Raw genomic sequence first — 11,501 nt, 5'->3', positions numbered from 1 at the left:
AGCAGGTACACAGTTGTTTTCAAAAGTGAATGCACGGGCTTTTGATACGGCTTTTATCGGATGGAATAATGATTCTGTGGATCCTCATACAATGGCTTCACGTCTTATTTTCAATCCAGATAATCGGTTTGAGGCTAGAAATACAGCCTATCCTAGTTGGAAGCATGGGTATTTTGATGCCAAGATGAATCAAAAAGTTGAAGAGGCGCTGTTTCAAAAAGATCCGCAAAAACGGGCACAACTCTATGCTGATTTACAACGTGAACTTATGCAAAAAGGACCTTATGCGTTTATCTTTCAACAATATAGCGTTGTCGCGATGACGCCTGATGTCAAAAAGTGGGTTTGGAATAGTGCACCGCGTATTTTTTATAGTGCAATTGAAAAATAAGTGTGTCTTTTTAATGTTGTCAAAGCTAAAAAGAGCTTAATCATATAAAAAGAGCTTAATCATAATTGCATGATGAAAATATTCTCCCATATAAAAGCTCTTCAGTTTTTTAAGGATGAAATTGTGAGGGATGTTTGTGCAGTAGCAGTATATAATTAAGATCGTTTATAGGGAGCGATGAATATAGAAAGTTATATTGGGGAGGATCTTTGTTTATAGTTATAGATTCTCTGCATCCAGAATATAGACTGATGTATAAGAAAATTATTTTATAGATGCTTAGTTTGATGAAATGAAATTGATGTCTAATGCTATGCTATTTAAAAGATGAAAGAGCAAAATCAAAATCACTTTGTGTGAAAAGGTAGAAGAATACAAAAGGAAGAGATAAAATGGGAAAACAAAGAATATTGAAAAATTTTTCTATTTTATTAAGCTCAATCGTTTTTTTTAATGGGGCTGTAACATCGGCATTCAGTGCTTCATCTAAAGATATATTGGTAATGGCGTGGAATATTGATTCAATTAGTAGTTTTGATCCAGCGCAAACTGTTGAGGTTGTGACGAGTGAGTTATTGACGAATATTTGCAGCGCGTTAGTGCAATATGACGAGCATGATCCTACAAAAATTCGCCCTGCTATGGCAAAATCTTGGGATGTTTTAGATAATGGCAAAAGAATAGTTTTTCATCTTCGTGATGATTTAAAGTTTAATGACGGAAGGACGGCTACAGCGCAAGATCTGGTATGGTCGATGCGACGGATTATTAAATTAGGATTAAGCTATGCTCAATCTTTAATGGATTATGGGTTTACCAAAAATAATGTTGAAACAAATATTCAGGCACTTGATGATAAGACTTTACAATTAAAATTAGATAAACCCTATCCTATTCAGCTCATATTGACTGTTATTGGACAATCTTATGCTTCTGCTTTGCTTGATCGGGAAACAATTGAAGCACAGAGTATTAACGGTGATATGGGGAATAAATATTTAGCAACACATTCAGCTTGTGTTGGACCTTATAAGTTGGTGAGCTGGTCTCCAGGAGATAAAGTTGTGTTAGAGGCGACACAGCATTATTGGGGCGATGTGCCTAAAATTAAGCAGATTGTTGTGCAGCATGTAGCGGATTCATCAAGTCAAAGACTTCTTTTGGAAAAAGGTGATGTAGATATAGTGCGTGATCTTTCTTCAGAGGATATTTTAGATCTTGAAAAAAAGGGAGAACCAGTCAAAATTATTCGTGTTTTGCGTCCGCAGATTATTTACCTATCGTTAAATAATAAGAATGCAATTTTTTCGAATGAAAAGGTCAGACTGGCACTTCGTTATTTGGTTGATTATGAAGGTCTTGGAAACACTGTTTTGAAAGGAATTGCTATTCCTAGGGCAACTTATATGTCTTTAGGTGTTCCAGGTGCTTTAGATGAAAAAGAAGGTTTGCCTTTTCAGTTGGATTTGAAAAAAGCAAAACAACTGATTACTGAAGCTGGTTATCCTAATGGGTTTAAAGCTAATCTTTTAGTTGGAAGCCTTAGTTATATGTCGTCTGTTGCACAGTCTATTCAAGCCAATGCACGCAAAATTGGTGTTGAGCTTACAATTGAAAAAATGGCACAAAATCAATTGTTGAGCCGTGTACGTGGTGGAAATTATGATACTGCACTTATGGGGTGGGGGAGTGCCGATCCTGATGGACATCCTGCTTCATTAAATCACGTGTTTAACCCTGATCCAACATTTACGAAAAAGCACAATATGTATTTAGCTTGGCGCGCTGGGTATTATGATGAAAATATTAATAACATGGTGATGGATGCTTTGTTTGAGCAAGACCCCAATAAGCGCATTGTGCAATATCGTACTTTACAGCATTATGTGTTAGAGCATGGTCCTATGGTTTATTTATTTCAGACATATTATACCGTTGGTATGGGACCTGATGTCAAAAAATGGATTTGGAACAGTTATAGACTTTATTACAATGAAGCAGAAAAATAAAAGAAGCATGTTATAGAGAAGGATTGTAGAACATGCTTCATAAGAGGTTGTTTCGTTATATAAAAAGAGGTATTTGCTTTATGTTTTGTCGCTACAGAGGGGATTTTTATAATGGTTTTGCCACTTTCAGAGACTGAAAGAGCTGTATCAGAAAAGCAGAAAAAATTATTTTTATGGGATTTTTTATGCAAAGGATTGAAACTTCTTATTTCAGTTTTTATCACATTGCTTGGGTTGGTGACGATCACTTTTTTTCTTGGTCATCTTCTTCCTCTAGATCCGGTTCTGTCTATTCTTGGTGATAATATCAGTCAGGAAGCTTATGATGCAATGTATTATAAGCTGGGTCTTGATAAGCCGTTGATTGTCCAATATTGGAAGTATCTTCATAATGTATTTTTGTTTGACTTTGGAGATGCTTTAACTTCTGGGCGACCTGTTCTAGCCGATATTATGCGTGTATTTCCTGCAACATTAGAGCTTGCAACCGTTGCTATTGTTATTGGCACAACTCTTGGAATTCCATTTGGTGTTTTTGCAGCAATGTATCGCGATTCATTTATTGATTATGTTGTCCGTGTTTTTACACTTGTAAGTTATTCTACTCCAACGTTTTGGCTCGGATTAATGGCGTTGTTAATATTTTACGCCAAGCTTGGCTGGGTTGGTGGCCCAGGACGTATTGATTTTCTTTATGAATATTCTTTTGAACCAAAAACAGGATTTTTCCTTTGGGATACGGCAAGCCAAGGACAATGGGAGGCTTTTGGTAATGTTTTTAGTCACGTTATTATGCCTGCTTTGATCTTGGCTTTCGGTGCTATGGCTTATATTAGCCGTATGACTCGTGGGTTTATGATTGAGCAGCTTAATCAGGAATATATCATTACTGCACGTGTAAAGGGATTATCGTGGGCGCGAACCGTTTGGGGGCATGCCTTTCGAAATGCTGCTGTTCAAATTATTACTGTTGTTGCGCTTTCTTATGCTTTTTTATTAGAAGGGGCTGTTTTAACGGAGACAGTTTTTGCTTGGCCTGGTTTTGGACATTACTTGACAAATGCTCTTTTAGCCGGAGATATGAACGCAGTTGTAGGATGTACTTTACTTGTAGGATTTATCTTTGTCGCCATTAATTTATTTTCTGATTTGCTTTATCGCATTTTTGATCCAAGGACACGTTGAATATGACAGTAAGTAATCATCATAAATCGCAATCATCATCTTCTTTGGGTAGTTGGTTAAACGATCCTGTTCCAAACTCCATAATTCAAGCGAACATACAAAGAATTTATCACGCACTGGCTAAGTTTTTTCATAACTTTTCGGCTGTATTTGGTCTGCTTATTATTTGTATTATTATCATATGTGCATTTTTTGCTCCTTGGATTGCTACGCATGATTTTCTTAGCAATGATCTAGGGCATCGGTTGCAGCCACCCTCTATGGCGCATTATTTTGGAACAGATGAATTGGGACGTGACATTTTTAGTCGCCTTGTTTTTGGTTCCCGTATTACTCTTTATGTTGTTTTTCTTACAACAGTTATTGTAGGTCCAATAGGGCTTATTGTTGGAACTGTATCTGGTTATATGGGCGGATGGGTTGATACTGTGCTCATGCGTATTGTCGATATTTTTCTTGCTTTTCCAGGTTTGATTTTAGCTCTTGCATTTTCAGCCGCATTGGGACCGGGGATTGAAAATGCTTCTATTGCAATTTCAATTGCAGCATGGCCGCCAATTGCACGTTTAGCACGTGCTGAGACTTTGACAATACGTTCTTCTGATTATGTTTCTGTAGTTCGTTTGCAAGGGGCCTCTGCTTGGCGAATTATTTTGTTTCATGTTGCGCCCATGTGTATTCCTTCAGTGATTGTACGATTAACTTTGGATATGTCTGGAATTATTTTAACGGCTGCTGGTCTTGGTTTTTTAGGGTTGGGAGCTCAACTTCCAAGTCCTGAATGGGGTGCGATGCTTTCTTCAGGGCGGGAATTTATGATGACAAATTGGTGGTTGGCGGCAATACCAGGCTGTGCAATATTATTTGCAAGTCTTGCTTTCAACCTTTTAGGTGATGGTCTTCGTGATGTATTGGATCCACGCAATGGGTAATAAATTATTAGAAGTAGAAGATTTACGTATTTCTTTTCCTACAACGCGCGGCATTTCAGAAGTTGTGCGTGGCGTTAGTTTTTCTGTTGGAAAAGAAAAAATTGGAATTGTTGGTGAATCCGGATCTGGAAAATCGATGACTGGGCGCGCAATACTAAGGTTAAGTCCAAAAGCAGCCATTGTTAAAGCTAAAAAAATGCGCTTTGAGGATGTTGATTTATTGGCCGCAAGTGAACCTCAGATGCGAAAAATCCGTGGGAAACGTATTTCAATGATTTTACAGGACCCCAAATATTCACTTAATCCATTAATACGGATCGGGGAACAGATTATGGAGGCTTACCGTATTCATTATCGTGTTTCAAAAGCTGAAGCGCGGGAGCGCACCATATCTATGTTAGAATCTGTTCATATTCGTGATCCTGAACATGTGATGCGTCTCTTTCCTCATGAAATATCTGGGGGGATGGGGCAGCGTGTGATGATTGCAATGATGCTCATTCCAAAACCTGATTTAATTATTGCCGATGAACCAACATCTGCGCTTGATATTACGGTCAGACGGCAAGTTTTATCCGTATTAGATGAACTTGTTACAAAGTCTGGAACGGGACTTATTTTCATTAGTCATGATTTAAATATGATTGCTGATTTTTGTGATCGTATTTTAGTGATGTATGCGGGCCGTGTGCTAGAAGAGTTGCCTGCTTCTGATTTGTCTCACGCTTGTCATCCTTATACAAAGGCGTTGCTCGCGAGTTTGCCACGGCTTGATAATCCAGTTGATATTTTGGCTGTACCTGAGCGTGATCCTGATTGGTTGTATAATCCTACGATTGTTAATGGTGTTGAGGAGGTTCCTCATGACAAATTGTGAGAATATTATTGATGTTTCTAATTTATCTGTAACTTTTGGTCATAGGCATAAGGCAGTAACAGTTGTTAAAAATGTTAATTTTCATATTAAGCGTGGTGAAGCTTATGGTTTGATTGGTGAATCCGGATGTGGAAAGTCAACTATTTTGAATACATTGGTGGGGCTTATTCCAGATTATAGTGGAAAGTTTCTTTTTGCTGGACAAGAAGTTGAAAAGAAAAGAAGTAAGGATTTTTTACGCTGTATTCAAATGGTTTTTCAAGATCCTTATGCTTCGCTGCATCCAAGAAAAATGGTCCATACGGTTCTTTCTGAATCGCTCAAAATCCATGGGATGGATAATCAAAGAGAGCGGGTAGAGGATGCTTTAGATTCCGTTGGTTTAGATTCTTCATTTCTTTATCGTTATCCTCATGAGTTGTCTGGAGGGCAGCGTCAGCGTATTGCTCTTGCACGTGCTTTAATTATTGAGCCAGAGGTGTTATTGCTTGATGAGCCAACATCTGCATTGGATGTGTCGGTACAGGCTGAAATTTTAAACTTGTTGAAATCATTGCGCGTGAGAAAAAAGCTTACTTATTTAATGGTATCCCATGATCTTGCTGTTGTTGCACATATTTGTGAACGTGTTGGAATTATGCATAAAGGGATTATTCTTGAAGAGCTTAGCAATGATGAATTGCGTAATCTACGTGCGCAACACGATTATACAAAGGAGTTTTTTGAAGCAAGTATAGAGCCTATTGTCCATAGAGAGCAAAGAGCATGATCCATTTTACAGAAGAGAAAATGCAATTTTATTTGTTTTGAAGTTTCTGGTGATGTTTGGCGGTATTGTTAAGAGGGAAGGGCATAATAGGATTTTTCCAGTATGAATTTGCTGGGCAGTGTTTGAGCTATAATATTTTAAATCCTACTAGAACTCCCATTTTGAAATATACGAGTGACTTATAACATACATCACTTTGTTTAATATTGTTACATTATTTTTACTTATCATTTTATGTTCAAAAGTTTTATTTTGGCATTTAAAGCATTAAATTTGTGAGAAATAACAAAAGATAGTAATACTGTATTTTCTAGAAAAGCTTCACATTATTTTTCAATATTATTTTGTTTTTGGTTGTTCTCTTTTTACAGTTTTATTCTTTATAAAAAGAATTTTTTGTAAAAAACATTCAATGGTCAATGACAGTCTTCAAATATTTCGCTGTTCTCTATTTAAAAAAGCGCTTAAAAACAGCTTATAATAAGCCAAAAAGGCAGCAATATGCTGCCTTTTTGTTAAATTGAATGGGCTGTTTTTTACAGTCGTTATTTAAAACTGATAGCGTATTCTTCCTGAAAAGCTTGCACCACTTATACCAGTTTTTGAAGCTTTTGTTGATAGCTGACATCACCATGAAGGGAGAGGTTAGCGGACAATTGTGGCCCACCTTCAACGAAACTTCCCGAGGGGGCACGTTTATAATTCTTATCGATATGGAGTTGTCTGATCATCACCAAAGGTTTTGATCAAGTTTACTTTTCCATAGAAAGACATAGGACGGCTGTTTTCAGTGGCAATGGTTTTTTTCAAACGTCCACCAACACGGATTATCCATTGAGAAGGATTTTGCATGTCAATGGTCAGATTATCAGCATCTTTAATGGTATCAAACATCAAATGTTGATAGGCAAGTTGTGCCTGCGGTTCGAATGCTACGCCTTGGATACCCGTTGCAAATTGTTTGCCAACAGTTGTGGAGATCGCCAACATTTTTGCATTTTTCAATTTTGCGGTTGTACTAATGAGGGCATTGTGATCTTTCCCTTTAGGAAGCCATAGGATAACAGCGTATCAAGATAGAAACCACTGTCACGCTATTTACTGCCTTAGGCGGTGAGTTGAAATGACCATTTATTCAATATGCTCTTACTTGCTGTCTTGCATATTCTTTGGAGTGAAGGAGAGTTGCCCGTAGGTTCCGAAAAGACCAAAATGTATTGTAGATATTTTTCCTTTCTGCGCGACAAGGTTAACAGCTCCTTGTAGAGCAGCATAGCGAAGATGAGCACTGCTATAACCATATTTACTAGGAGCACTACTTATAAGAAAATAAGCTTCCTGTTTTCCATAGACGTATAAGAAGAAGCCATTCCGTTTGTCTTATTCTTTCCTTAAGACATCTGTTTTTTCAACTAACACACCAGAAGAACTGTGAAAAGAATCCGATAGTTTATATTTATTGGTGTAAACTCTGATGCGTATATCCATATTTTATCTCACAGCCAGAAAAAAAATCCCGTATCATATTTAACTGAAATGTATTCTCGTACTTTTTTCTATTTTCAAAATTAACTAAAATGAACTCGGGAGTAGCGATACATATTAGAGCTAACACTTCTGCCAAATCGAATCTCTCCGATAAAGTAATCGTCACACTATATGGTACGCTATATTTTTTCATACATTCTATGTTACGCACCCACTTTTGTTTATATTTTTTACTGTCTAGATTTCTTATCTCTGAAATAACATCTGTGCCTATTTGTATCCCTAAAAAGAACAGATTACTCTTTAATAGCTTCAAATATGGTTGAATATAGATATGCCCCCCCTGTTGCAATCCGAAAATATTTTTTACAAATGAGACACACACAAGTATATTTATGAAGTAAATCATAATCGAGCTCAAAAGGCTCTCCACCAGAAAGAATAATAAAATCAGATTTTATGTCATTTATTGTATATAAAGATTCAGGCAACGCATCATCTCTCACCATACATTCCATCGAATACGGACAATGATTGCAGCCCGCACTGCAATTTTTATTACAAATTACAATATTATCGCCCATGAAATTTCTTATTCAAGTTTATATAATCCAATACTAATTTTTTCATGAAAATATTTTGGTATAGACAAAGATCAGAAATTTTTTTAGCCACAAACGCTTTTATCATTGGTAAAGCTTCATCCTTTGATATAGACAGCAAATGAGAAATATAGTCTATCCGTTCTTCTAAATTGAGAGATAATCTTGGACTGGTGAAAAATGTTAAGATATCCAATTCCGGACTGGCTTCTTGACATAAATCCCAATCCACTACCATAAAAGAACTATCAGGAGTAACAATGATATTATCAGGATGTAAATCTCCATGTGATAAGATTATATTCTTGCTTAATCGATCTTGAAAGATCTTATTGATTTGATCAATAATCGCCTTTTGATGTAGCAAATCCATTTGGCTCAATACAATACCCCGGATAAACTCCCATTCGACTACTTCATCGCAAAGTGTTATCAAATTTGGTGCAGGATAGAGACTTTGTCGAAAAGAGCCATCCTTTATGTTTTCATTAATGCACGATGCTTCCGGATAAATTTGCCCATAGCAAAACTCTTGATGCTTGCGTTTCAAGAAATGTTGTTTTGACGATTGTGCATTTTCAGGCTGTAACCAAATGATTTCTTGTTTTCTGACAAAAATAATTAAAGCAGACACCCCAAAAATCACAGCCATAATCACTGCCAACCATAAATTAGCTTGCCAGAATGTTGAAAAAACATGACCGTATAAAAAACTGAATGCAAAGGATACAACAGCTGTAATAATGGCTGTAAATGATAAAACAGTCGCGATAGCTTTGGGATCAATCAGTGAATTGATAAGAAGAGACGACAGATAAGATCGATAAGCAGATTTAAAAACACATAGCAGTAAAAATCCTAATATAAGAGCCGCAATAATTTGAAATGACATGAGAAAAAAAGCAATGGTTACCATACAACCAATCATTAAGACGGGGAAAATAGGATTTTGAAACTTTGAAAAATACTTCTGAAACAATATATTGGAACTTGCTGAAAAAAAATTCCCAATGATAAAAATAATCGAAACCAAAATAGCAGGTTGAAATGGCAAAAAATCAGAAAATGCGATAGAAACAGTTCGATTATTAACCAAAATAGCAAAAGCTGAAACTGCACTTAAAAAAATAAGAGTGAAGCGATAAGGATTTTTGACTTCTTTACGGCTGGCGCACATAACTGTGAAAATATTCGGATGAGCGTTGATATGAAAACTATCTAATCCCTTCGTCAGTTTTGAAAACATAAAAATAGCAAAAATTAATGAAAGGACTTGAAAAATCACAGGCAATGCAGGATGCACATAATAAAGTATTCCTCCTAAAAAAATAAGTACCGTTGTCACACTATAGGTAACAGCAGCCACTTCGGACTTAACGGAAAACAGTGTGCGATGCTTTGGTACTACAGAAAAGAGTAAACTATCTTCCGCACCTGAGAAACAAGCGGCTGCTAATGTGATACACAACAAATAAGTGGCGTAAGCAAAATATGCATAATTCATAAAAAGAGCTAAAAAACCGCAAAGAAAGAAAAACAGCCCAGTATAAATAATGCGTTTACTTCCATAAACATCTGATAATAAACCCAAGGGGACTTCTAAGATCAAAGGAAGCAATAAAAAATAACTACCGATTAAAACAATATCCGCTTGTGACAAATGCAATTTTTCCGACAAAAAAAGTGGTAAAACAGCAACCACTAGAGCAGTAGACTTGCTAACACTATAAATCTTAAATTGCTTAACCTTATCCACAAAACACCTTCCCACGACATCCGCTACATGCGCCAGATTCTTTCAAAGATTTTAAAACGCTCTGAGCAGACCAATCTATTGCCTCATAATTTTGTAGATTCCCAAAAGCTTCTGAATAAAAGCAATTTTTTAAATCTCCATTATAGTCCAATACCAAGGATGAAAATGGAAATAAACACATTAACGGCGACGAAACGTACATAGAATTTTCGCCTAAGTAATAATTAATACAATTTACAAAATTTTGTGACGTCCATGAGATTTTCCTTTCTTGGAACTTTTTATCTATATAAATCTGGAGGGGGGATTCTTTCCTTGATAATTCATCTCTCAAATGAAAAAGTGAAGTGTTTGGCGGAAGAGTTTTGTTTCTTAAAGCCTTAGATCGATCCTTTGTATTATTTTTTCTAGAAAAACTAAATGACGACGTATCGAGCGGGCTGAATCCGATATAATCGACATCTTTGCTTATACAAAAATCGATAAAATTAATAATATTTTCTAGAATCTCTTTGGTAACTGTCGCTCTTATTCCTATACTTTGCAGAGGTTGAAGATTCTTAACGGTTTCAATGTTTTTCCACAAGCGATCAAATTTATTCGCCCCCGTATATCATAATATCCTTGGACACTAGTCGAATCCATAGAAATAACAATACTTTATTCAGGAATCTCTCATCTTTAAAAAATATATGAAGAATCAATAACTGAATAGGAATGTAAAGCTATATGGTGGGCGATGAGAGCAAATAAAAAGCAAGTAAAATAAAATAGTTATGTCTAATATGAGGGAATAGGTGAATCTTGATTCTATTGAGTTTTTTTGCCTCTATCCCTCATCTTTTTGAAGCTTTTTTATGGCTTCAAGAGCAAGTTTTTTACGGTCTGCGCTCTTTGTGTAAAGAGATGCCATAGCGTCATCTGTCCAGCCAAAAATTGCTTTGAGTTGTGATACTGTTGCACCAGAGTTAGCTGCGCGTGTTGCTGCTAATTTTCTCAAGCCATGTGCTGATTTTTTGATTTCTGCTACGTTACAAGCCTCACGAAAAAGGTTGCCAAAACTTTCTTTAACTAGTTTTTTACCTTCTTTACCACAAATGAATGTTTCTGCTCCAATAGGACCTGCTTCAAGCGTTTTGGCTAATTCCGGTAAAATGGGAAGAAAAACATCTGTTTGGAATTTACTTTTCTCTGTTTTAAGATGAATGATGTTATTCTTTACATCTTTCCAGCCAATGCGGACCGCATCACCACGACGCAAACCCGTATACAAAAGGACATCAATCCAAACGCGTTCATGGGTACCATGGGACCATCTTTGATAATACTTCTCAACATCTTCTTCTGTCCAAACAACAAATCCATCTTTGTTGTTAAGAGCTGGTCTTCTTACTCCTGTTGTTGGATTATTTTCTAAAAGACCTTGATCAATTGCCCAATTAAAAAGTCCATTAAGGGCTTTCAGAAAGTTTCTAGCCATTGCTGGTGTTTC

At 36.4% G+C, this 11,501-nt stretch carries 9 protein-coding genes and 2 pseudogenes; 6 read left to right on the top strand and 5 right to left on the bottom strand.

Features of this window, described 5'->3' with window-relative positions; translation table 11 throughout:
- From ACFILA_RS08595 to ACFILA_RS08570, 6 genes and pseudogenes are all read left to right on the top strand, one after another.
- Nucleotides 1-391 (top strand): annotated as a pseudogene (locus tag ACFILA_RS08595) (ABC transporter substrate-binding protein); the annotation flags it as partial.
- A 392-nt stretch (nt 392-783) separates the two neighbouring features.
- Nucleotides 784-2,400, top strand: a complete 1,617-nt coding sequence (locus tag ACFILA_RS08590; RefSeq protein WP_375661015.1) for an ABC transporter substrate-binding protein — start codon at nt 784-786, stop codon at nt 2,398-2,400.
- Nucleotides 2,401-2,511: 111 nt separating this feature from the next.
- Nucleotides 2,512-3,585 carry an ABC transporter permease gene (locus ACFILA_RS08585; RefSeq protein ID WP_375631682.1) on the top strand — a complete coding sequence of 358 codons (1,074 nt, stop codon included), beginning with the start codon at nt 2,512-2,514 and terminating at the stop codon, nt 3,583-3,585.
- Between the two features lie 2 nt (nt 3,586-3,587).
- Entirely contained in the window at nt 3,588-4,517 is a 930-nt protein-coding gene (locus ACFILA_RS08580) for an ABC transporter permease (RefSeq protein WP_273790732.1), read from the top strand.
- Nucleotides 4,510-5,394 carry an ABC transporter ATP-binding protein gene (locus tag ACFILA_RS08575; protein WP_273790733.1) on the top strand — a complete coding sequence of 295 codons (885 nt, stop codon included), beginning with the start codon at nt 4,510-4,512 and terminating at the stop codon, nt 5,392-5,394. Before ACFILA_RS08580 ends, ACFILA_RS08575 begins: the two co-directional genes overlap by 8 nt.
- Entirely contained in the window at nt 5,381-6,163 is a 783-nt protein-coding gene (locus tag ACFILA_RS08570) for an ABC transporter ATP-binding protein (protein WP_375631680.1), read from the top strand. Before ACFILA_RS08575 ends, ACFILA_RS08570 begins: the two co-directional genes overlap by 14 nt.
- Before the next feature lie 549 nt (nt 6,164-6,712).
- Here ACFILA_RS08570 and ACFILA_RS08565 read toward each other — a convergent pair.
- From ACFILA_RS08565 to ACFILA_RS08545, 5 genes and pseudogenes are all read right to left on the bottom strand, one after another.
- Nucleotides 6,713-7,543, bottom strand: a pseudogene (locus tag ACFILA_RS08565) (autotransporter domain-containing protein); the annotation flags it as partial.
- A gap of 404 nt (nt 7,544-7,947) precedes the next feature.
- On the bottom strand, nt 7,948-8,235 hold the full coding sequence (locus ACFILA_RS08560) for a hypothetical protein (protein WP_375661014.1): 288 nt from the start codon (nt 8,233-8,235) through the stop codon (nt 7,948-7,950).
- The gene (locus tag ACFILA_RS08555; protein ID WP_375661013.1) at nt 8,225-10,009 is read right to left on the bottom strand and encodes an MFS transporter; all 1,785 of its coding nucleotides are present in this window, start codon (nt 10,007-10,009) and stop codon (nt 8,225-8,227) included. Before ACFILA_RS08555 ends, ACFILA_RS08560 begins: the two co-directional genes overlap by 11 nt.
- Nucleotides 10,002-10,595, bottom strand: a complete 594-nt coding sequence (locus ACFILA_RS08550) for a hypothetical protein (protein WP_375661012.1) — start codon at nt 10,593-10,595, stop codon at nt 10,002-10,004. Before ACFILA_RS08550 ends, ACFILA_RS08555 begins: the two co-directional genes overlap by 8 nt.
- Before the next feature lie 243 nt (nt 10,596-10,838).
- Nucleotides 10,839-11,501, bottom strand: a 663-nt coding sequence (locus ACFILA_RS08545) for a tyrosine-type recombinase/integrase (RefSeq protein ID WP_375657663.1), incomplete at its 5' end; no start/stop codon positions are given.

The organism is Bartonella sp. CL71SXKL (assembly GCF_042194935.1).
Classification (GTDB): Bacteria; Pseudomonadota; Alphaproteobacteria; order Rhizobiales; family Rhizobiaceae; genus Bartonella.
Note: the sequence above shows the minus strand (reverse complement) of the source record. Positions and strands in the feature narration are given on the sequence as shown.